Here is a 22899-nt window from a genome sequence, read left to right as displayed (position 1 = left end):
TCTAGTCGCTTGGGGAGAGAGCTTCCAGCGCCGCGTCGGGCCGTGCGAGCGCGATGATGCGGACGCCCGCTTCCGCCGCCCGCTCGACCGCGAGACTGGTGGGTGCCGAGATGGCGACAAGCGTGTGGCAGAGGCTCAGCGCGGCCTTCTCGACAAGTTCATAAGAGAGACGCGCCGTCGTGAGCGCGAAGCCATCGCCCCAGCCCTCGCCCGCCCGGGCCATCGCGCCGGCCAGCTTGTCGAAGGCGTTATGGCGGCCGATATCCTCTCGGACGAGCCGGATCGTGCCGTCCGCGTCGCAGAGGGCGGCGGCATGGACGGCCCCCGTTTCCCGGCCGAGCGGCTGATGCCCGCGAAGCAGATCCAGCGCCCGGAACACCGCGTCATGCGCCACCGGCCGCAGCGGCGGGGCCACGATCGGAAGCGGGCGCAACGCCTGCTCCAGATTTTCGATACCACAAAGCCCGCAAGAACTTTCCGATACGCGATGGCGCACCCGCTCCAGCACACGCCCCCGCACCTCGGGCGCCAGCGCGAGACGCAGCAACATGCCCCGTTCAGCCTGATAGGCGTCGATATCGAGCAAGTGGTCGGCACGATCGATCAGCCGCTCGGCGAGGCAGAAGCCGGTGGCGAAATCCTCCAGCGCGTCGGGCGTCGCCATCATGACGGCATAACCGATACCGTCGATCTCGACGGCGACGGGCATCTCGACCGCCAGCGGCCGCTCGATCGTATCGAAGCGGCCGTCGGGCAGAAGCCGGCGAAACGAGGCGGAGCGCTGTGCGGCTGTCATGTCCCCATCCTGCCCCCTGCGCCCGCCGACGCGAAGGGGCTCAACGGAAGACGAAGATATAGAGCAGGATGATGATCGGGATCGGAATGCCGATCAGCCACAGCAGAATGCCCTTCATTTTCCCTTCTCCGACAATGCCTTATGACGGAGAAAGAACGATGGGTCATCGGCTCCGGTTCCTAGAAGCGCTTTCCGAAGACGAGGAACTCGCCCCGCTCGTAGCCGACCGATTCGTAGAAGGCGCTCACAGCCTCATTGTCGGCACGGACCATCAGGCGGATCACCGGAGCCCCCTGCGCGCGCAGGAAATCCTCGGCCGCCGCGACCAGCTTTCCGCCGACACCCTTGCCGCGCTGACTGTCCGCCACCGCGAGCGAATAGAGCCAGCCACGATGACCGTCGAACCCGGCCATCACCGTACCGACCAGCGCACCCGCCTCGTCATGCGCGGCGAGGATGGTCGCCGTCGCACAATCGAGCGCGAGGCGGATGTCGCGCGTCGAGTCGTTCCACGGATGGGCGAGCCCCGCCGCCTCCCACAGGGAGACGGCGGCGGGGATTTCGTCCTCGCGGAGCCGCTCGATCATCCGAGGCGCGCCAATGCGGCGCTTAGACGCTCGGCCTCGGCGGCCTTCTCGGCATGGTCTGCGCGCGCCTTCTCGACCGCCTCCGGCTTGGCACGCTCGACGAAGCTCGGGTTGGAGAGGCGGCCTGCGAGCCCGTCGCGCTCCTTCTCCGCCGCCGCCTTGCCCTTGGCGAGACGCGAGCGCTCGGCCTCGATGTCGATCACGCCTTCGAGCGGCAGCACGAAGGTCGCCTCGTCGACGACGATCTGAGCAGCGGCACCTGTAGTGGGAACGTCACCAAAACCTTGTGCGATCGACGTGGCGCGCGCGAGCCGGCAAACCACATCATGCTGCCTTTCGATCCGTGCGGAAGATGTCTTCCCCGCATTGAAGGCATTGATGGCGATCTTGGTGGACGGCGGCACGTTCAACTCGACGCGCGCGGCGCGGATTTCGCTGACCAGACGGATCAGCCAGTCGATCTCCTTCGCCGCCTCGGGATCGAGCGCGCGGGCATCCGCCTGCGGCCAGCGCGAGACGACCAGGTCGTCCTCACGCTCGCCCATCGCGTGCCACAGCTCTTCGGTGATGAAGGGCATGAAGGGGTGCAGCATCACGAGGATCTGGTCGAACGCCCAGCCGGCGACCGCCTTCGTCTCCTCGTCGACCTGCCCCTTGGTCAGCTCGATGTACCAGTCGCAGAAGCGCGACCAGACGAACTGGTAGATCGTGTTCGCCGCCTCATCGAAGCGCAGGTCCGCCAGCGCGAGGTCGAGCGCCTGCACGGTCGCGACCGTCTCGGCGATGATCCAGCGGTTGACCGGCAGCGCGGCTTCCGGCGCGTCCAGCGTCTTCGACGCCCCCACGCCGTTCGACTGGAGGAAACGCGCGGCGTTCCACAGCTTCGTCGCGAAGTTGCGATAGCCCTCGACACGGCTCTCGTTGAGCTTGATGTCGCGGCCCTGGCTCTCCATCGCGGCGAGCGTGAAGCGCAGCGCATCGGCGCCATATTTGTCGATCAGGCCCAGCGGATCGACCGTGTTGCCCTTCGACTTCGACATCTTCGCGCCGGTCGCATCGCGCACGAGGCCGTGCAGATAGAGCGTCCTGAACGGCACGTCGTTGAGGAAGTGCATCCCCTGCATCGCCATGCGCGCATCCCAGAAGAACAGGATGTCGAAGCCGGAGATGAGGACGTCGTTCGGATAGCGCTTCAGCTCGCGCGGATCGACGTCCGGCCAGCCGAGCGTGCCGAACGGCCACAGCGCGGACGAGAACCATGTGTCGAGCACATCCTCGTCGCGGGTGAGCGAGCGGCCCGGACCGGCCTTGATCGCCGCCTCTTCCTCGGTCGCGGCGACGAAGACATTGCCGTCCTCGTCATACCATGCCGGGATGCGATGGCCCCACCAGAGCTGGCGCGAGACACACCAGGGCTGGATATTCTCCAGCCAGTTGAACCAGGTCTTGGCCCAAGTCTCGGGGACGATCTTGATGCGGCCGTCGCGCACCGCCTGAATGGCAGGCTGCGCGAGCGTGTGGGCGTCGACATACCACTGATCGGTCAGCCACGGCTCGATCACCGCGCCCGAGCGATCGCCGAACGGCGTCTGGATCGTGCGATCCTCGACGTTGGTGAGCGTGCCGTCCGCCTCCAGCCGCTCGACGATGACGCGGCGCGCCTCGAAACGGTCAAGGCCCAGCAGATCGGCCGGGATCAGGCCGTCGCTCGTCTGGATGACGCGCGCTTCGGCGTCGAGCATATTGAGCATCTCGGACGGCGCGATGCCGGCACGCTTGCCCACCTCGAAATCGTTGAAGTCATGCCCCGGCGTGATCTTCACCGCGCCCGAGCCCAGCTCCGGGTCGGCATGTTCGTCGGCCACGATCGGGATCAGGCGGCCCGTGATCGGCAGGCGAACCTTCTTCCCGATCAGCGCCTTGTAGCGCTCGTCCTCGGGGTTCACGGCCACGGCCATGTCGGCGAGCATCGTCTCGGGGCGCGTAGTGGCGACCGCGATGAAGCCCGAGCCGTCCTCCAGCGGATAGCGCAGGTGCCAGAACTTGCCGGCGACTTCCTTGGTCTCGACCTCAAGGTCCGAGATCGCGGTCTTGAGGCCCGGATCCCAGTTCACCAGCCGCTTGTCGCGGTACAGCAGGCCCTGCTCGTAGAGCTTCACGAAGACGTGGATGACGGCCTTCGAGAAGCCCTCGTCCATGGTGAAGCGCTCGTTCGCCCAGTCGCAGGATGCGCCCAGACGGCGGAGCTGGCGCGTGATCTGCCCGCCGCTCTCGGCCTTCCACTCCCACACCTTGTCGATGAAGGCGTCACGCGAATAGTCGGTGCGCTTCTCGCCCTTGGCGTTCATCTGGCGCTCGACGACCATCTGGGTCGCGATGCCCGCATGATCGGTGCCGACCACCCAGAGCGAATCCTTGCCCTTCAGGCGCGCGTGGCGGACGAGGATGTCCTGAAGCGTGTTGTCGAGCGCGTGGCCGATATGCAGCGATCCCGTCACGTTGGGCGGCGGGATGACGATCGTGAAGGGGTCGGCGTCCGGCCGTTCCGGGTGGAAGCGGCCCTGCTCTTCCCAATGGGGATACCAGCGGGATTCGATGGCGGCGGGATCGAAGGTTTTGGAAAGCTCGGTCATGGCGCGCATCGCCTAGCAGGCGCGCGCGCCCTCTGCCAAGCGCTCAGCCGCGTCCGCTGAGACGCGCGACCTCGGCGGCAACCAGACGCTCGACCATAGCGGGCAACTCGCGGTCCAGCCATTCGCGCAGCATCGGGCGGAGCATATCCGCCACGAGGCCTTCCAGCGTGTTCTCCTGCCCCGCCTCGGCGCGCACCTGAAGCTGGCTGAGCGCGGCGAAGGCGTTGCGGCTGGCGACGGCCGCCGTCGTGGATGTCAGCCCGTCGAGGCCCGCCTTGGGCGCCTGAGCGGAAGGGGCGGGTTCGGCGGCAGCTTCGGGCATCGGGCTGGTCAGCTCCAGAATATCGTTGGGCGCCTCGCCGGCGTCAGAGATTTCAGCGGGCGCGGTTTCCGGCTCGGCGGACGCGGCCTCGATGTCGGGCGCGGGCTCGTCGGCGATCTCGCTCACCGGCGGGGCGGATTTAGGCCGCTTGGTGGCGAGCACGGGGCTGGCCGAAACCGCCTCCATGGCCTCGCGGCGAAGCCGTGGCGGCCTCGCCCCGGCAGCCTCGCTGTCCTCGGCGATGATTCGCTTGATGGAGGCAAGGATGTCCTCCATCGACGGTTCATGGTTAAGCTGCCCCATGAACCCAGTCTATTCCTAGTTTGAGGCCGGAGTCACGGGGGGATTTTCGGGAACGACCTGCGGGCCGTAGCTCACCTTCGCCACCGGTTTCGGCGTGGGATTCTCGGACCAGTCCCCCACGACATGCACGGCATGGCGATAATTGACCGTCGGATCGTAGAGCGCGCCGCCCTGAAGCCCCAGATGCTTGTAGTCGACGAGGCCCATCGAATTGAGCAGCGCAAACCCTGCGACATACGCATCCCGCTGGGCGGAGACGAGCGTCACCTGGCTGCCCAGCAGCTCCTGCTCGGCGTTGAGCACGTCGAGCACCTGCCGCTCGCCGACGCCCTGCTCGGCCCGCACGCCCTCCAATGCCAGCGTGTTGGCCTTGAGCGCCTCCTGGCTCGACCGGATCACCTCCAGCGCCGCCTGATAGGTGGAGAAGGCGGAACGCGCATTCGCGATCACCTGCCGCTCGGTGGCGGTCTCATGCTCCAGCGCGGCCGATTCGTATGCCTGTGCCTGACGCACCTGCGCGCTCGGCAGGCCGCCCTGATAGAGCGGAAGAGTCAGCGTCACGCCCGCCTGCGAGGCATTGCCGGAGATATTGCCGGTCGGAACGCCAAGGCCATTCCCCGCGAAACCGGAATAGCGATAATATTGGTTGCTCGCCGTCGCCGCGATGCTCGGCATCCGGCTCGCCCGGGCCGTGGACACATCGTAGCGCGCAGCCTTCACGGATTCCTTGGCCGCGGCGATGTCGGGATTGTTGTTGATCGCCGTGTCCTCCGCCTTGTCCCCGGTATCGGGGAGCGTGGGAAGCGGCGGCGGCTGGTCGAGCGACGCGGCCGCCTGCCCGATCACGCGCCGGTAATTCTCCTCGCTGCTGGTCAGATTGCTGCGTGCCGTGGTGAGCTGGCTGCGGCCATCCTCCAGACGCGCCTGTGACTGGGCGACGTCGGTGCGGGTCAGGTCGCCCGCCTGGAAGCGGTCGTTGGTGGCATCCAGATTGGTCTGGAGCACCTTCACATTGTTGGTGTTCAGCTCGACGATCGCGCGGTCGCGCACCACGTCCATATAAGCGGAGACCGCCTGGACCAGCACGTCGCCCTCGGTCGCCCGCAGCGTCTGGCGCCCCGCGTCGACACGGCTGTCGGCCGCATGGATCGCATTGCGGACGCGACCGCCCTGATAGAGCGGCACGCTGAGCTGCGCGCTCGCCGTCACCGATTCGTTCAGGCCCTGAAGCACCCTGAGGCCCCGGATGCCGTGCGTATAATCGACCCGGCCACCCAGCGTCGGGCGACCGCCGGCACGGGCGATCGCCACCTGCTCGTCGGTCGCCTGCAACTGGGCACGCTGTTCGGTCAGGGTGGGATTACTGGCGTAGGTGGCAAGCAGGGCGTCGGTGAGGGACGTCGCCTGCGCTCCGCCCCCACCAGCCAGCATGGCTGCCAGCGCGGCCGATGCCGCGCCCGCCTTCACCACTCCCACCCGCTTCATGATCCCCCCCTTGATGCCCTAGAAAGTAAAGGCCGGTGACGGCGCGAAGCCCGGCAGCGGCGCCGTCTCGACATCGGCGAAGGCCTTGTAGGCGAAGGCTCCGCCCGTGCGGCGACCCACGATCAGCCGGCTCACGCCACGCTCCACGAGCGCGCCCACCAGACGACCGCCCTCCGCCACCTGCGCGACGAGCGGCTCCGGCAACTGCTCCACACCGCCATCGATATAAACGAGGTCATAGGGAGCGCCGGCGAGCCAGCCCTCCGCCAGCGGGCCTTCCACCAGCGTCACGCCCGCCACGTCCGCCAGAGCGGTCCGCGCCCGCGCGGCCAGTGCCGCCGACTGCTCCAGAGCCGTCACCGAACAGCCCATCGACGCGAGCAGCGCCGCGACATAACCCGTGCCCGCGCCCACGACGAGCGCACGCTCGCCCGGCTGGGCCGCCGCCGCATCCAGCAGCCGGCCGGTCGCGATCGGCGGATTGAGGCCGCGCCCTTCGCCCAGCGGCACGATCGTGTCGCGATAGGCGACGCCGCCCTGATCCCCGGCCACAAAATTCTCGCGCGCCACGGCGCCGATCGCCGCCAGCACCGCCGCGTCGGTCACCTTGTTGGTGCGTAGCTGGTTCGACACCATCGCACGCCGAAGCTGATCGAAATCCCGTTCGCTCATGAGTCCTGACCTCGCACAACTGTATTAGCTTGACAATACACTATCTCACGCGAGCGATCTCTAGGCGTTCACCGCCCTGGCCGCAACGGGATGCGAGCCAAAGGCGGGACTATCCCGTTCGCCCGGAAGAAGGCCGCCCTCCTGGGTCCTTCGGAAATTAGTGCGAGCCCGGTCTTGACGCAGGATCGAAACCCGAGCATCTGCGCCGCTCTCGGCCCGATGGCGGAGTGGTTACGCAGAGGACTGCAAATCCTTGCACGCCGGTTCGATTCCGGCTCGGGCCTCCACTCTTCTCTTTGCGAATCAACGAGCTAAACGGCGCAAGGCGCCGGCCTAGAAGCGTTGCGATACGCCAAGCACCCATTCGATCCGCGGCGTAGCCCGCGATGTTCCGACATAGGCGGACAGATCGAACTGCTGGTTTCTGGTGCGCTGCCAAGCGGTGCTGAAATCCACCGACGATTGCGTGCTATGGCCGGACGGATCGTCGTCCCGCATCGCCCAGCCTTCCACGGTGAACTGCCAGTCCTCGCCGACGGAGCGCGTCACCGCCGCCGCCATCGCATAAGCGAGATGTCGGCCGTGCCGATCCTGATCCGCCGCGGCATCCACCTCCGGGTCGAGCGTGAGGCGCCAGTTCTTCGCCAGATCCGCGCCGAAGGGCGTGACGATGCCCGCGCTCCACGTCCCCGAGCCGATGGGGTTGCGCCCGACCGGCAGCGTCACGCTCGGCATGACCGCGAAGGCCGTGCCGCTGTCGTCAGGATGCCGGAGATTGCGCCGGAGCGAGAGCGTGAGATCTCCCGAGCCTTGGCCATGTTCGACCAGACCGGTCATCCGATCCCGGCTGCGGGTCCAGCCATAGCCGTCCCAGCCGATGCGCGCTTCCGTATGATCGTCGACGCCGTAGCGCAGGAGGAGATCGCCGGTCGATTCGTCATCCTCGATCGTGTCATGGTCGCGGCTGTGGGCATAATCGAACAGCCCCGCCTCGATCTGGAAGCGCCCGGGATCGAGCGTGCAACTCGGCGTCGCCTTGCCCGGCCGGTCGGCGCAGAAATCCCGCTCGTCCGCCCTCGCCTGCCCCGCGAAGCCCGCCAGCCCGCACATGGCCAGCACCGCCAGCCCCCAACGCCGCCTCATCTCGCAAATCCCCTTCGCCTTCGCTTCTATTGTAGCGGAAGGACCGGGCGGAAGAGGATATTCGCGGCGAGGCTGGCCTCAGGCCGGAACGGGCACGATCTGCTCCGGCTGGAAGCGCACGGTCTCGTCGTCGATCCGGCGCGCGCCGCGCGCGCAGACATGATCCAGCAGATGATCCAGCACCCGCTGGCCGGCCGGCCAGTGGCCCAGGCCGGACAGATCGTTGATGTGCCCCGCCTCGCCCATATCGGAGAAGGCCGCCAGCCAGTTCCCGGCCATTTCCCGCGCCCGCGTGGTCGTACACCAAGGATCGTCCCGGCTTGCGACGACCACCGTCGGGAATGGCAGCACGGAGCGCGGGGACGGCGCGAATTCGGCGATACGGGGATCCACGCTCACCCGATCGAGGTCCGGCGGCGCGACCAGCATCGCGCCCACGACCGGCCGCGACGCGCCTTCCCCCGCCAAAGCCGCCCACCATGCCACCAGATGACAGGAGAGGCTGTGCGCCACCAGCACCACAGGCCCTCGCGCCTCGGCGATCCTGCGTTCCAGGCGGGCGATCCACAGATTGCGCGAAGGCCGCGACCAGCAGCCGAGTTCCACCCGCTCCACATTGGGTCGCTGCTGCTCCCACAGCGTCTGCCAGTGATTCGGCCCGCTGCCGTCGAGACCCGGCAGGGTCAGGCAAAGCGGCGTCCGGCTCAGGCGGTCCTGGAACATGGCGGGCTCTCCTAGTTCCGATCGAATATGCCGTCGATAATTCCCTAGTGCAATCATAGGTTATTCATCTGAGCGCAAGGTTCGACCGATTCTGCGACCAAGCCCGCGACGGATGCGCCGAAGCGTATTGAGAACCCCTCTCAATAATCTTGACCCCGTGAACGACCTCGGCTTTATTGAGATCAATTCTCAAAAGGAGAGTGTCCGATGTATGATTTCGTCGATCGCCCGGTGGCCCGGCTGGGTGCGGGCGGACGCTTCCTTCTATGGGCGATGCGGGGCTGGATTCATACGGCGATGGGCGGCCAATGCCCGCCGGGTGCGATCGCACCGGCCTTTGCACGGCATGGCGTGTTGCCGGCGCTCCCCCACCTTCACAGCTTTCTGGCCGAGTTGAACCGCCGCGCGACTCGGAAGATATCCTTCTCGCCCCTCGCCCATGACAGGATCGGCGACGACGAGGCCGTGCTGCTTCAGCTCTGCCGTGACGCGGGCGAGAACCCGCCGCGCGCCCGCGCCACGCTCGCGCTGCTTCTGGAGGAAGAGGCGGTCGGCCCCGGCTTTAGCGCCCTCCTGTCGGGCGTCGCGCGGCTGAATGACGGCGGTCTCGGCCATATCAGCCTCTCCGTCGATTCGACCGTCCCCCGGCACTGAGGCGTTTGCCTGCGCCGCTCTCCGTGCCAAAATCAGCCGCGTGACCGATATCGATCGACTTCTCGCACGGGCATCCGAATGGAAGGACCAGCCGTTGGCGCTGGCGACGGTCGTCTCGACCTGGGGCTCCGCTCCCCGGCCCCGCGGGAGCCACATGCTGATCGCGGCGGACGGCCGTTTCGAGGGATCGGTATCGGGTGGCTGCGTCGAGGGGGAGGTTCTCGTCGCCGGGGCAGATGTCATCGCCGGAGGAATCCCGCGCCGCCTGCGGTATGGCGTGACCGATCCGGCCGCCTGGGAGATCGGCCTCCCCTGCGGCGGAGAGATCGAATTGCTCGTGCAGCCCGTCTCGGAAGCCGGCTTTCCCGCATATCTTTTCGACAATATCGCGGAAGCCCGCCTCGCCGGCGACACGCTGTTGCTCGCGACCGACCTCGATACGGGGCGGACGAGCGAACAGGCGCATGACGGGGCGTTCCTCAACAGCTATGCCCCGCCCCGGCGGATGCTCATCGTCGGCGCGGTGCAGATCGGCCAGTCGCTCGTCCGCATCGCGCGGGAGTTGGGCATGGCCGTCACCGTGATCGACCCGCGCGAGCGTTTCCTCACCGAAGACCGCTTTCCCGACACGATCCTCGACGATCGCTGGCCGGATGAGGCCGTCGTCGCCGCGAAGCCGGATCGGGCGACGGCGATCGTCACCCTCTCGCACGACATCAAGATCGACGATCCTGCGCTGGCCGCCGCGCTCCGCTCTCCGGCGGGCTACATCGCCGCGCTCGGCTCGCGCCGCAGCCATGCCCGACGGTTGGAGAGGCTCGCGGCGATGGGTTTCGACGAAGCGACGCTCGCCCGCATCGACGGACCAGCCGGCATCGATATCGGCGGCATCGGTCCGGCCGAGATCGCCCTGTCGATCGCGGCGGGCGCCGTGCGCGCCTTCTCCAGATAAGGCCGATCCACGCGGGAGGTTTCCCTCCACCCCGAAATCGCATTATGGCCGCGAGCATGACGACAGCCGGCGCTCCCCTCACCCTGTTCAACAGCCTCAGCCGCGCGATCGAGCCGTTCCAGCCGATCGACCCGAAGATGGTGCGGCTCTATTCCTGCGGACCGACGGTCTATTCGACCGCGCATCTCGGCAATCTGCGCGCCTATGTCTTCACCGACACGCTGCGCCGCACGCTGAACTGGAAGGGGTACGCGACCACCCACGTCATCAACATCACCGATGTCGGCCACCTCACCTCCGACGCCGATGCCGGTGACGACAAGATGGAGTTGGCCGCGCAGAAGGCCGGCACGACGATCTGGGATATCGCCGCGCGTTACACGCAGCTCTTCAAGGCCGATCTCAAGGCGCTCGGCATCATCGATCCGGCGATCTGGAGCGTGGCGACCGATCATATCCAGGACATGATCGCCTTCGCCGACGTGCTGGAGAAGCAGGGCGCGGCCTATGAGATCGAGGGCGGCCTCTATTTCGACGTCACCAAAGTGCCCGATTACGGCCGCCTCGCCCGCAGCGCGATGGACGGGCCGGAAGTCGCGCGCATCGATGCCGTGGAAGGCAAGCGCCACCCGGCCGACTTCGCGATCTGGCGCCGCTCCCCCGAGGGCGAGCAGCGGCAGATGGAGTGGCTCTCCCCCTGGGGTCCAGGCGCGCCGGGCTGGCATCTCGAATGCTCGGTGATGAGCCTCAAATATCTGGGCGAGCAGTTCGACATCCATACCGGCGGCATCGACCATCGCGAGATCCACCACTGCAACGAGATCGCGCAGAACCAGGCCTATAACGGCACCGCAAAGACGGGCGCCAACATATGGATGCACAACAATTTTCTCGTCGACCGGACGGGGAAGATGTCCAAGTCCAAGGGCGGCGTGGCGACGCTCGGCGCGCTCACCGCTCGGGGCGTGCATCCGCTCGCCTATCGTCTGCTCTGCCTTGGCGCGCATTATCGCTCGGAGCTGGAGTTTTCGCTGGAAGCGGTCGCCGCCGCGCTGACCCGCCTCAAGCGGCTGGCCATCGCCGTCGCCGCGCTCAAGGCCGAAGCGACGCTCGATCCGGCCACCCTGCGTCCTTCGCAGGAGACCGGCTATGGCAAGGGTGCGCCGTTCGACTGGCAGCGCCGCACGCTGGAAGCCGGCCTGAGCGATGAGGCCCTCGCCTTCGTCACCCGCTTCGACGAGGCGCTGTCGGCGGATCTCATGACCCCGCAAGCGCTCCCCGTGCTGGACGCGGTGATCGCCTCGGCCCTTTCGGCCGACGAGAAGCTGCGCCTGATCGCGGACTTCGATCTCGCGCTGGGTCTCGGCCTGCTCGATCTCGACCGCCGCGCGCTCTCGGTGCGCCCGGAAGAGGCGACGCTCACCGATGCGGAAGTCGACGCCCTGCTCGACGAGCGCCAGCAGGCCCGCGCCGCGAAGGACTTCGCCGCCGCCGACGCCGCCCGCGACCGTCTCAAGGCCGCCGGCGTCGATATCATGGACGGCGACGCGCTGCGCTGGGAATGGCGCCCGCTGCTCGACGACGCCTGATCCCCTTTGTTTCGTCATCGGAATGAGTCACTCTGCCCCTCGGCACATGCTGGGGGGCAGTGGCGATGGTTTCGTTCGGGGGCGAGCGTAGCGTACATCTGTTGAGCATCGTGGGCACGCGGCCGGAGGCGATCAAGATCGCTCCCGTCGCGCTCGCGGCCCGACGGCGGCGCCGGTTCCAGCATCGCATCCTCGCCACCGGCCAGCACGATATCCTGTTCGACGAGGCGCTCGCCGGGTTCCGCCTCGTGCCCGACCTGCGCCTTGGCTCCCTGATCCGGGATAGCGACCCGGATATCATGATCGAGCGTCTCTCCGGCGCGATCGAACCCGTCCTCCGCGCGGCCGTGCCGGATCTCGTTCTCGTGCAGGGCGACACCAACAGCGCGCTTGCCGGCGCGGTGGCCGCGCAGGGGCTCGGCATTCCGGTGGCGCATGTCGAGGCGGGGTTGCGGTCTTTCGATTGGCGACATCCCTGGCCCGAAGAACGCAATCGCGTGCTGATCGACCGCATGGCGACCCTGCTGTTCGCTCCGACCCGACAGGCGGCGGCCAATCTCGAAGCCGATCCCGACGTCACGGGCACCATCCACGTCACGGGCAACACCGGCATCGATGCGCTGCTCCTCACGCGCGCCGGCATCGGCCACCACCCCGCGCCATCGCCCGGTCTGCCCTCGCTGATCCTGCTCACCTGCCACCGGCGGGAGAGTATCGGCGGGGGGATGGAACGCATCTGCGATGCCGTCCTCCGCCTCGCAGCGCGCGGGGATGTCATCATCCTCTGCCCGGTTCACCCCAATCCGGCGGTCGGCGGCACGATCCGCGCACGGCTCGGCAGGCATCCCGCGATCCGCCTGCTGGGCGCGCTCCCCTATCGCGACACGGTGGCCGCGATGAGTGCCGCACGGCTGATCCTCACCGACAGCGGCGGCATCCAGGAGGAGGCCCCCGCGCTCGGCATCCCCACCCTCGTGCTGCGTGACGTCACCGAGCGGCCGGAGGGCCTCGCCACCGGCAATCTCGCGCTGGTCGGCACCGATACGGACCAGATTGTCGCAGCCGCCTCCCGCCTGCTCGACGATCCCGCCGCCCATGCCCAGATGGCCCGTCCGGCCTTTCCTTTCGGCGACGGTGACGCGGCGGAGAAGATACTCGATGGGGTTGAACAATATTTCTCGTCCAGCCCGCCCGGCGAACATCCATTGCCTTTCAGCCCCGTTTGGACCAAGGACGGCGGCCCGAAAGGAGCATGAAAATGGCCACCGCATGGGCCCCCGAAAGCTGGCGCGAACATGAAGCGCGACAGTTGCCCGACTATCCCGATCCCGCCGCGCTCGCGGCTGCCGAAGACCAGATCTCGCGCTTTCCGCCGCTCGTCTTTGCCGGCGAGGCGCGCGCGCTGACGGCCGAGCTGGCCGAAGTGGCCGCCGGCAGGGCCTTTCTGCTTCAGGGCGGCGATTGCGCGGAGAGCTTTGCGGAGTTCCATCCGAACAACATCCGCGACACCTTCCGCGTCCTTCTCCAGATGGCCGTCGTGCTCACCTTCGCGTCGAAGATGCCGGTGGTGAAGGTCGGTCGCATGGCCGGCCAGTTCGCCAAGCCGCGCTCCGCCCCGATGGAGGAGATCGATGGCGTCTCGCTGCCGAGCTATCGCGGCGACAACGTCAATGACATCGCCTTCACACCCGAGGCGCGCCGTCCCGACCCGGAGCGCATGGTCCGCGGCTATAATCAGTCCGCCTCGACGCTGAACCTGCTGCGCGCCTTCGCGCAGGGCGGCTATGCGAACCTGCTCCAGGTCCATCGCTGGACGCTCGAATTCATGGGCCGCAGCCCGTGGGCGGATCGCTATCAGGCGCTGGCCGATCGCATCGGCGACGCGCTCGACTTCATGGCCGCGTGCGGCGTCAACCCGGAGACGGTCCCCCAGCTCCAGGGCACGCATTTCTACACCAGCCATGAAGGCCTGCTGCTCCCCTATGAGCAGGCGATGACGCGTCAGGATTCGCTCACCGGCGACTGGTACGACACGTCCGCCCATATGATCTGGATCGGCGACCGGACCCGTTTCGAGGGTTCGGCCCATGTCGAGTTCCTGCGCGGCATCCAGAACCCGATCGGCATCAAGTGCGGCCCGAGCCTCGAGCCGGACGTGCTGCTGCGCCTGCTCGACATTCTCGACCCCAGGCGCACGCCGGGCCGCGTCACGCTCATCACGCGCTATGGGCACGACAAGATCGAGAAGGGCCTCCCCGCTCTCGTCCGCGCCGTGAAGCGCGAGGGGCGTCCGGTGGTGTGGTCCTGCGATCCGATGCACGGCAACGTCGTGAAGGCCGCCAACGGCTACAAGACGAGGCCTTTCGAGCGCATCCTGGGCGAAGTGCGCGGCTTCTTCGCGGTGCATCGCGCGGAAGGCACGCATGGCGGCGGCATCCACATCGAGATGACCGGCCAGAACGTCACCGAATGCACCGGCGGCGCCGTGGCGATCACCGACGAGGGTCTGGCGGCGCGCTATCACACGCACTGCGATCCGCGCCTCAACGCGGGCCAGTCGCTGGAGCTTGCTTTCCTGCTCGCCGACATGGTGAACCAGGAGCTGCGCGAGCGTGAACGGCACGCGGCCTAGAAATGTGAATTTACCTGTTGACGCGAGGCCGGCCTCCCCATAGAGGACCGGCCTCCGCCGACGGCCCCTTCGTCTAGCGGTCTAGGACGTCGCCCTCTCACGGCGAAAACACGGGTTCGAGTCCCGTAGGGGTCACCAGGCGATATGCCAGCCCTTCCAAGGGCGTGGCATTATTCCCTCGGATATTATCACAAGATTCCAATAGTCCGCGGTCCAGGTCGAAAGGACTGACGGCGCCATGGCGGGAGCCGCTCCTGAACGCCGTCCGGGAATGCCGGGACATGCTGACCGCCCTCGGGATCGATCTGGGCATCCAAGAGCGCCCCCAACGATCTTCGGTGCCGACCGCCGGGTAGATCGCGCGCATTGGATGTCGCTTAACGTTGCGCTGCCGGCATCGAGAAACGACCAATCAGCGGGATGAATACTCATTCCACCGATCGAAGCCGGCTCGGCAGAAACTCACCCTGATCCTTGAGGATGGGATAGGCGGCGGCCTCGACGAGATGGCTGTTCACGCGCTTCAGATCGCGCAAGGCATCGAGGTGCAACGCACTGGTTTCGACCGACTCGACGCTGCCCGAGCGTAACCGATCGAAATGGGCGGCGGTGGCGTCGTCGTCCATCTTCCGAAATGTCTGCTTGCGGGCCACCAGCTCGCGAGCGGCCGTTGTTTCTCCGCTCAGGAAAACGGCGACGGAGTGCCGGAGCGTCTCTCGCAATGCGTCGACCTGCCGGACGAGATCGTCCTGTCCCTCCTTCGAGAAGGCAACCCCGCGCTTGATGCGACGGGAAGCGATCCCCAGCAGTCCACGCGACACGAGGTCGCCAGCTTGCTCCATGTTGATCGAGAACATGAGGATGCGGACCAGCTTCCGCTCGTCCGTTTCATCGAGGCTGGCGGCATCGATCGCGATCAGGTTTTCCTTGATCGCCTTGTTCAGCGCATCGAGCCGGTCATCGAGCTTGCGGGTCTCCTCGATGTTCCTGCGGCTCGGGCTGACGAGGGCATTGTGGAGCCCATCGATCATTTCCTCGAGAAGTTCGGCGAGCCGCAGCGCCTCCCGCGTCGCGCCGGCAAGCGCGACCGTCGGGGAGACGTCACCGCTCACACTCTCCAGATAGCGCGGCGTACCCGGTGCATCAGGATTGATGCGCTCGGGCAACCAGCGCGTGAGGAGCTTCGCATAGGGAGTCAGCGCCGGGAAGAAGAGCAGCGCCAGCACCAGATTGAAACCTGTGTGGAAATCGGCGACCGCCCGCGCGGGATCGCGTTCGATGCTCGTCACCCACGGCGTCACCAGCGGATAGAGGGCGAGCACGAGCAGCACGCCGAACGCCCGGTTGAGCAGGTTGCCGAGCGGCACGCGCCGCGAGGCTGCGTGATGAGCCGATCCTTCAAGGACAGGGTTGATCGCGGTCCCGAGATTGGCGCCGAGCGCCAGCGCGATGGCCGCCGGGATCGGCAGGACATGGTTGGTCGCCAGCGACATGGCGAGCAACACGATCGCGACGCTCGAATGCGCGCCCCAGGTGAGGACTGCGCCAATGGCGACGATGAACACGATATGCCCCGACATGGCGGTCAGGAAGCCGCGGATCATCGGATTCGCCATCATCGGGTCGAGCAGCGTCAGGAACTGGTGGAGCGCGAAGAGCAGCAGGCCGAGGCCGATGAAGATGCGCCCCGAATCCTTGAGGCCCGCCGAGGCCTGACGGAACAGCAGAAAGCCGATCAGCACCAGGATCGGGGCGACGACTGTGACGTCGAAGGCAAGAAGCTGGACGATGAGCGTCGTGCCGACATTGGCGCCGAGCATGACGGCAAGCCCCGGCGCGAGCCCGATCAGGCCTTCCGCGGCAAAGCCGGTCACCATCAGCCCGGTCGCCGTGCTGCTCTGGAGAAGCGCGGTCACGCCGAGGCCGGCGAGGAAGGCCGTGAAGCGATTGCCGATCTGATGCGCGAGGAAAAGCCGGAGCTGCGCTCCGAACGCCCGCTGCACGCCGGTCTGCACCATGTGGACGCCCCACAGCAGCAGCGCCACCGTGCCGGCGAGATCGAAAAGGGTCAGGGTTATGCTCGTCGGTCCTACTCCGCGAAATCCGCCTGTGCCGGGGCACCACGGGATTTGTTCGCCGCCATGTCCTCCCTTCTGACGCCGGCATCCTGACGGCAGCGGATTTGCCATCGTCAGACAGCGTCAGAAAGGCCGCTGCCTTCCACCGCCGCGCCCTCATTCGAGAGCGGACAACGATACGATCCTAACCGCGCATGACGCGCCCCGTCCTCAACGCATGAGCCCAGCTTGGCCGGTTCGCCTGCTCGGCCTTCCGGGCCGAACGCTCGAAATCATACCCGACCGCGCAAAGCTCGATATTCCAGCCTGCTCCGCCCCGCTCGGCGATCAGATAACGCGCATGGGGCGTGCCTGTCTCCACGACATGATAGGAAGGGAGGTCGTCCTCGTAGGCAGGCAGCCCCACGCTTCCGGGATTGGCGACGATCCGCCCGTCCGGCAGCGTCACGGCGCGCGGCAGATGGGTGTGACCGCACAGGGTCAGAGCGACGTCGATCGCCTCATCGCCGATCTCGGTGAGCGAAGCTTCGCGCATCGCGCCACGTTGTCCCCGATGAAGCCAGTATCGATGATCGCTCGACGGCGTGCCGTGGACGAGCATGACATCGGCGGCGTAGGCGAAGGTGGACGGGAGCGATGCCATCCACCCGCGTATCCCGTCGGTGATCTCGGTGGCGGTCGCGGCGTCCGTCACGCCCATCTCGGTGATCGATTGGGTCAGGAGCTGGCGCTCGTGATTGCCCGCGATCGTCGGCCAGCCCCGCGCGATCAGATACTCCGCCGTCTCCACCGGCCAGAGCGGGCCAGACAGGCAATCGCCGAGATTGACCACATCCTCGATACCGCGCGCCGCGATGTCCGCGACGACCGCCTCCAGCGCCGGCAGATTGCCGTGAATATCCGAAACTGCCGCGAACCGCATAGGCTGCTTCTACGCCGGCTCCGGCCATGAGTGGATATCAATATCTCTTTAGGTCCGAAAACCAGCCGCACCATGAGAGCCATCAAGGGGATGAACCGGACCATTTCACTATTCCCAACGGGGCTGCCGCGATCGCCTCGCGCCCGCATACCCCGCCAAGGCGCACCCGCCACCTCAATGCCGCTCTCCGGCCGCCGCAATCGCGGCATTCGCGGCCAGAATATAGGCCGATGTCGTGCTCACCGTATATTCGTTCTCGAACCAAAGGAACGGCCAGTCCGTCTTCAGTTCGGGGAAGTCCGGCTTGACGATCAGAACACCTGGAACCATCCCTCCGGGAATGAAGGAATAGTCGGCGCGATTATGGCCATAGCCGATCAGCTTGGATGCCGTTCCCACAGTCGATACCAGCGACAGATTGTTCGCGGCATGGCGCCCCATGATATAGTCGAGCGCGTGCAGCGTATACTCCGTCCCGATCATGTCGGGAAAAGCCTTGTGCAGAAAATACATGTTCGTCCCGAAAGCGGCGACCTGGTTCGAACCGGCCCATGAGCCGTCGCTCACCGGCACGCCGAACGGATTGCGGGCGAGATCGGCATCGAGCTTGGCCTTGAAGCGGCGCACGGCGGCGGCGAGCTTGTTGCGATAATCGGCGTCCATATAGGGGACGGCACGGGCGGCCGACGCTCCCAGCCAGTCGAGATGGTCCGCGATGTCCGGCAGCAGTTCGCGAAGGCGTGCCGTGTAAAGCGGATCGCCCTTTGTCGTCAGCACCAGTTCGATTGTCGCCATCGCATTGGCGAGCTGCGGCATACGCGGCGTGAAGGGCCCGGTCGCCTTGAGCGAATGATCTTCCAACCGCGATTGCTGCTTCGTCCACATGTCTTTGGAGGCCGCCAGCGCCTTCGCGGCCAGTGCGGGATCGGTCTCGCCAAGCGCTCTGCTCGCTCCGGCAAGCGCGCCCGCGACGAAAAGGTCATTCGCCGGCAGATCGGTGGTGAACGCCCAGCGATCGTCGGGCACGCCCGAATAGAGGCCGTTATTTTCGCGCGGCCCCATCTTCGGATCGTAGATCATGCGATCCGTCTGCGAGCCGGCATCCCCCAGATGCGCATATTGCCGCAGCACGGGATCGACGATCCCGACGATAGCATGTCCGAAGACATCGTATTGCGCGAGAAGCTGCAACGTCCCGTGCCGGATCTGCTGGAGTGCATCCGGCACGCCGTCGGGTTTGCGGATTTCCACCGCGCGCCCGGCCTCGTCGACGCTCGTCTCGTCCCAGTCGAGGCCGAACTGCTCACGCGCCCATACCAGATCGCGCACCACCCAGGCATTATCGGGTGTCTGGATGTCATAATCGCCGGCGTCCTGCCATCCGCCGACATTGAGGCCCGGAATATGCTCACCGGCCTTGTAGGGGGAATCGAGATGAGGCCCCATCTTGTAGCCGTCGAAATGAACATGGTTCGGCGGCGCCTGGCGCGCATCGTCGAGGTGGGACGGCGCCTGCCAGACCCGATATTCCTCGCGAACGCCGACATGATCCATCTGCTCGGCCAGGAAGGTATCGAGCGAGGTCTGCCAGATGCGATCATAGGCATCGGGCGCGATACGAAACGGGTTTGTGATCGTGCCGGCATAGGAAATCGCATAGACGCCGGGCTCATGCACGCTCGAGAAGTCGAAAGCGGCATAATCGTACCGCATCCACCTGCCCCATGGTTTGATCTTCGCCCGAAGCACCGGCTGCCTCGTCCCGTCGGCCGCGAGCTTCACCAGTTCCGCCTCTTGCGGCGCGTGGAAATTGGGGTCGAGCTCGATCAGGGCGATCTTGCTGCGGCCGGGCGTATATCCAGACTGGTTGAAGGACACCACGGGCTGGCGCACCCAATCCTTGATGATGCTCGGGCGGACATGCCACACGATCGCATTGTCCTTGGCGCCTTGCGGGATCAGCGAACGCACCACGAACCAGCCGTTCTGCGCTCGGTTGCGCGCGTCATACAGGGCCAGTGGCGCGCCATCCGACGAGATGGTCACCCGCGTCATCGGATCTTCGGGCGCCAGCGTGATCGATCGCCCCCCGGACGCGAGCGGCAAGGGGTTGCCCGAGCCATCCTTTGCCATCGGTCCGACGGGATGACGGGGAAAAAGCCCCGGCGCCTCGTCCATCAGATAGGTCTTGCCGAAATAGGCCGTGGGCAGGAAATCCAGATTGAACCCTGCTTTCCCCGCCAGTTTCGCTGGCAGCGGCTGATCGAGATCGACGGCGATGCGGAAGCCTTCGCCTTCAGCCGTCACCTTGACGCGATAGGCGAGCCCCGCGTCGGGATAGGCTGAGCGCACGATCAACTGACCGGGTTCCGGCCCGACAGTACGATCGACAAAAGCCGGGACCGGATCCCATTGCTCCGGCGTCGGATTGAGGCGGACCTCCCCGTCCGTCGCGATCCGGTCGCCGTGCAGGATCATCTGGATGCCGGCATTTTTCTCGTCGAAAAAGATCGGACTGAACTTGTTCTGCTCGACGATAACGCTCAGGCCTCGCCCTTCCAGTGTCTGGTTGGCGCTCACGGCCAACGCGGGCGGCTGGGCGTGAGCCGCCCCGCCCGGCACCAGCAGGCACGAACCCACCAATACATGGATTCTCCAGTCCTTCCGCATTGTCGCCTCTCCCTGATTATCCTGTGGTTCCGTATAAATCCGGCGCGAGCCCCCTCCCGCCCGCCCGGAACTCTCCACGATGGCGGGCCTATTGCGGCAGCGGCGCCGACTGCCGCGCCGAGAAGTGCGCGCTCTGGACCGGAACGCCAGTGTCCGGCTGCCCCGAACCCACGCTCACCCGGTAATTGCCGGCCATCACTTCACGCACGCCATCGGATGTGACGGCGCTCAGATCCCTGGGGCTCAGGTCGAAGTGGATCGTCCGCCGCTCCCCAGGCTCCAGCGCCACGCGCTGAAAGCCCCGAAGCGCCACACGCGGCGCACCGTCCATCGCGGGAAAGTTCAGATAGAGCTGCGCGACGTCCTCGCCGGCGCGGTCGCCGGTGTTGCGGATCTCCGTCGTCACATGCAGGCCGTTGGCCGCCCCTCCTCTGGCGGGCTCCACGACGAGCGGCGCATATTCGAAATGCGTGTAGCTCAGCCCATATCCGAACGGATAGACCGGCGTGCCGGTGAAATAGCGGTAGGTCCGGCCTTTCATCGCATAGTCGTCGAAGGGCGGCAGATCCGCGAGCGAGCGATAGAAGGTGAGCGGCAGTCGTCCTCCGGGATCATTCTTCCCGGAAAGCACATGCCCGATCGCAAGCCCGCCCGCCTGGCCCGGATACCAGGCCTCGAGAATGGCCGAGGCATGGTCCTTGGCCCAACCGAGATCGATGGGGCTGCCGTTCATCGTCACCACGATCAGGGGCTTGCCGAGCGCCCGCACCTTTTCGAGCATCGCCCGCTGGTCAGCCGGCAGTTCGAGAGACGTCTTGTCTCCGCCCGAAAAGCCATCGACCTTGACCGGCATCTCCTCGCCTTCGAGGTCGGAGGTCAGTCCGACGACCGCCACCACGACATCGGCATTCGCGACGCCAACCGCCAGATCGCCATCGGGGTTGGTCGAGATATGCTTCCAGAAAAGCCCCGGAGCCGCCGACAAGCCGGACTCCGCTTCGAAGCGGAGTGGGTAGCGCCGCCCCTTTTCCAGATGAACCTCGGTGAATTTCAGCGGTTCGGCCCAGCGCGAATAGCTTTGCGTGCTGACCGCCGGTTTACCGTCCACGCTGAGCGCGCCCTTCATGCCCGCGATGGCGATACGATAGGTTCCGCTCTCCGGCGGAACCAGAAATCCGGTCCATACCACCTTGTTCTGATCGGCAACCTGTTTGAGCTGCGGCGCGTCGGAATAGATGTCCCGCTCGGTCCGTGTGACGATGGGTTGCGGATCGTATACGACCTCTCCGCCCTTCTGCGAGGCAGCATGGCCGTTGAAATATTCGGCTTGCAGGCCGGGCTTGCCGTTCGGATCGACCAAGGCATCTCCGGGGACCGGATCGCCGTCGGTGATCGACGCACCGAACGGCACCAGCGCGATGCTGGCGTCCGGCATATTTTTGCGCATTCCCTCGATCACCGACACTGGTGGAGCACTGAGCGCGGACGAATAGTTGCCGCGCAGAACGCGCGTCGCGTCCGCCAGAGGCCCAACCACGGCAATCCGGGCAGACGATTTCAGCGGGAGGATACCGTCATTCTTGAGAAGCACGAGGCTTTCGATGGCGGACTTCAACGCAAGCGCCTGATGGTCGGCCGTGCCGATCGCGCTGACGGGCACATTCTGCGGCGTGCGGCCTGGCAGACCCGTGAGATCTCCGTTGCGGTAGCGCGCCGCAAACAGACGGATCAGGGCTCGATCGATATCGCTGACCGAAATCAACCCGCGTGTCAGCGCCTCCCTGTAGCGATCGCCGAGATGCGGCGTGTCCGTGAGCGTCGCCGTGTTGCATTCATTGTCGACCCCCGCCTTCAGCGCAACCGCGACGCCGGCGGCCGGATCGGTCGCATATTTGTGATGCTCCGAAATATCCACGACGGCATCGCAGTCGGAAACCACATACCCCTTGAAGCCCCATGCTCCGCGCAGATGCTGCCTGAGAAGAAGGTCGCTGCCGCAGGCCGGTTGTCCGTCGACCCGGTTATAGGCGCACATGATCGAGCCGGCCTTGCCGTCCACGATCGCCGCCCGGAACGCCGGCAGATAGGTATCCTCGAGATCATGGGCCGAAACGAAGACGTTCGCGCGATGCCGGCTCGGCTCCGGTCCGCTATGCACCGCGAAATGCTTGGGCGTGGCGATCACGTCGGGCCGCTCTGGATCAGGCCCCTGGATCCCGCGGATGAAGGCGACACCCAGCGTCGCGGTCAGATACGGATCTTCGCCATATGTCTCCTGCCCGCGCCCCCAGCGCGGATCGCGAAAGATGTTGATGTTGGGCGACCAGGTATCGAGCCCCGTGCCGATATGGCCGAGGTGCCCCGTTTCGCGGCCGAGCGTATGGAGCGCCCGAACTTCAGTGCTGATGCCGGCGGCGACCCTGTTCACCAACGGCGCGTCGAACGTTGCCGCAAGGCCGATGGGCTCGGGATAGTTGGTCGTAGGCACGGCCCCGATCGCCCCGTGAAGCGATTCCGTCCACCAGTTATAGGCCGGTATGCCAAGGCGCGGGATGGCGGGCGCAACGTTGAGGAGCTGGCCGATCTTCTCGTCCAGCGTCATCCGGGCGACCAGCGTCCGAGCCAGGATCGAGGCGCGTGAATCCGCGGCATCGGCTGTAGGCGGTGCGCTCGGAGAGGCCGCGTCCGCCATGCTCAATGGGATGGCAGCAACCGCGCAGAGAAGCAGTGTTGCCATG

Annotated in this window: 17 protein-coding genes and 2 tRNA genes; 7 read left to right on the top strand and 12 right to left on the bottom strand. The window is 66.3% G+C overall.

What is annotated here, in order from left to right:
* Nucleotide 1 precedes the first annotated feature (1 nt).
* The 6 genes from fdhD to FHS98_RS02965 form a co-directional block, all read right to left on the bottom strand.
* The gene (gene fdhD, locus FHS98_RS02990) at nt 2-796 is read right to left on the bottom strand and encodes a formate dehydrogenase accessory sulfurtransferase FdhD (RefSeq protein WP_167099537.1); all 795 of its coding nucleotides are present in this window, start codon (nt 794-796) and stop codon (nt 2-4) included.
* A gap of 179 nt (nt 797-975) precedes the next feature.
* Complete coding sequence (locus FHS98_RS02985; RefSeq protein ID WP_167099534.1) at nt 976-1383, bottom strand: GNAT family acetyltransferase; 408 nt, start codon at nt 1381-1383, stop codon at nt 976-978.
* Nucleotides 1380-4016: a valine--tRNA ligase gene (locus tag FHS98_RS02980; RefSeq protein WP_167099531.1), complete on the bottom strand. Its 2637-nt coding sequence runs from the start codon at nt 4014-4016 to the stop codon at nt 1380-1382. The genes FHS98_RS02985 and FHS98_RS02980 overlap by 4 nt, the downstream gene beginning before the upstream one ends.
* Nucleotides 4017-4059: 43 nt before the next feature.
* The gene (locus FHS98_RS02975) at nt 4060-4614 is read right to left on the bottom strand and encodes a DUF2497 domain-containing protein (RefSeq protein WP_243847818.1); all 555 of its coding nucleotides are present in this window, start codon (nt 4612-4614) and stop codon (nt 4060-4062) included.
* Between the two features lie 42 nt (nt 4615-4656).
* Nucleotides 4657-6126, bottom strand: coding sequence for a TolC family outer membrane protein (locus FHS98_RS02970; protein ID WP_167099516.1), 1470 nt, complete (start codon nt 6124-6126; stop codon nt 4657-4659).
* An 18-nt stretch (nt 6127-6144) separates the two neighbouring features.
* Nucleotides 6145-6798: a protein-L-isoaspartate O-methyltransferase family protein gene (locus FHS98_RS02965; RefSeq protein ID WP_167099514.1), complete on the bottom strand. Its 654-nt coding sequence runs from the start codon at nt 6796-6798 to the stop codon at nt 6145-6147.
* A 213-nt stretch (nt 6799-7011) separates the two neighbouring features.
* Here FHS98_RS02965 and FHS98_RS02960 point away from each other — a divergent pair.
* Nucleotides 7012-7085, top strand: a tRNA-Cys gene (locus FHS98_RS02960).
* A 46-nt stretch (nt 7086-7131) separates the two neighbouring features.
* Here the strand turns inward: FHS98_RS02960 and FHS98_RS02955 are convergent.
* Together FHS98_RS02955 and FHS98_RS02950 are read right to left on the bottom strand one after the other, a co-directional pair.
* Complete coding sequence (locus FHS98_RS02955) at nt 7132-7941, bottom strand: transporter (RefSeq protein ID WP_167099512.1); 810 nt, start codon at nt 7939-7941, stop codon at nt 7132-7134.
* A 78-nt stretch (nt 7942-8019) separates the two neighbouring features.
* Nucleotides 8020-8664: an RBBP9/YdeN family alpha/beta hydrolase gene (locus tag FHS98_RS02950; RefSeq protein WP_167099510.1), complete on the bottom strand. Its 645-nt coding sequence runs from the start codon at nt 8662-8664 to the stop codon at nt 8020-8022.
* Nucleotides 8665-8871: 207 nt separating this feature from the next.
* Here FHS98_RS02950 and FHS98_RS02945 point away from each other — a divergent pair, with 207 nt between their 5' ends.
* The 6 genes from FHS98_RS02945 (at nt 8872) to FHS98_RS02920 (ending at nt 14629) form a co-directional block, all read left to right on the top strand.
* On the top strand, nt 8872-9318 hold the full coding sequence (locus tag FHS98_RS02945; RefSeq protein ID WP_167099507.1) for a hypothetical protein: 447 nt from the start codon (nt 8872-8874) through the stop codon (nt 9316-9318).
* A 40-nt stretch (nt 9319-9358) separates the two neighbouring features.
* Nucleotides 9359-10270 carry an XdhC family protein gene (locus FHS98_RS02940; RefSeq protein ID WP_167099503.1) on the top strand — a complete coding sequence of 304 codons (912 nt, stop codon included), beginning with the start codon at nt 9359-9361 and terminating at the stop codon, nt 10268-10270.
* 56 nt (nt 10271-10326) lie between these two features.
* Nucleotides 10327-11859: a cysteine--tRNA ligase gene (gene cysS / locus FHS98_RS02935; protein ID WP_425057328.1), complete on the top strand. Its 1533-nt coding sequence runs from the start codon at nt 10327-10329 to the stop codon at nt 11857-11859.
* A 101-nt stretch (nt 11860-11960) separates the two neighbouring features.
* The gene (wecB, locus tag FHS98_RS02930; RefSeq protein ID WP_243847817.1) at nt 11961-13115 is read left to right on the top strand and encodes a non-hydrolyzing UDP-N-acetylglucosamine 2-epimerase; all 1155 of its coding nucleotides are present in this window, start codon (nt 11961-11963) and stop codon (nt 13113-13115) included.
* A 2-nt stretch (nt 13116-13117) separates the two neighbouring features.
* Nucleotides 13118-14491, top strand: coding sequence for a class II 3-deoxy-7-phosphoheptulonate synthase (locus FHS98_RS02925; protein ID WP_167099494.1), 1374 nt, complete (start codon nt 13118-13120; stop codon nt 14489-14491).
* 62 nt (nt 14492-14553) lie between these two features.
* Nucleotides 14554-14629, top strand: a tRNA-Glu gene (locus FHS98_RS02920).
* Between the two features lie 290 nt (nt 14630-14919).
* On the opposite strand, the gene FHS98_RS02915 is transcribed toward FHS98_RS02920, so the two are convergent.
* The 4 genes from FHS98_RS02915 to FHS98_RS02900 form a co-directional block, all read right to left on the bottom strand.
* Nucleotides 14920-16680, bottom strand: coding sequence for a Na/Pi cotransporter family protein (locus FHS98_RS02915; protein ID WP_167099491.1), 1761 nt, complete (start codon nt 16678-16680; stop codon nt 14920-14922).
* A gap of 73 nt (nt 16681-16753) precedes the next feature.
* Nucleotides 16754-17491, bottom strand: a complete 738-nt coding sequence (locus FHS98_RS02910) for a metallophosphoesterase family protein (RefSeq protein ID WP_167099488.1) — start codon at nt 17489-17491, stop codon at nt 16754-16756.
* Nucleotides 17492-17665: 174 nt separating this feature from the next.
* Nucleotides 17666-20161 carry a glycoside hydrolase family 9 protein gene (locus FHS98_RS02905; protein WP_167099485.1) on the bottom strand — a complete coding sequence of 832 codons (2496 nt, stop codon included), beginning with the start codon at nt 20159-20161 and terminating at the stop codon, nt 17666-17668.
* An 88-nt stretch (nt 20162-20249) separates the two neighbouring features.
* Nucleotides 20250-22898, bottom strand: coding sequence for a glycoside hydrolase family 3 C-terminal domain-containing protein (locus FHS98_RS02900; protein WP_243847816.1), 2649 nt, complete (start codon nt 22896-22898; stop codon nt 20250-20252).
* Nucleotide 22899 lies beyond the last annotated feature (1 nt).

Source organism: Sphingomonas oligoaromativorans (assembly GCF_011762195.1).
Taxonomy (GTDB): domain Bacteria; phylum Pseudomonadota; class Alphaproteobacteria; order Sphingomonadales; family Sphingomonadaceae; genus Solisphingomonas; species Solisphingomonas oligoaromativorans.
Note: the sequence above shows the minus strand (reverse complement) of the source record. Positions and strands in the feature narration are given on the sequence as shown.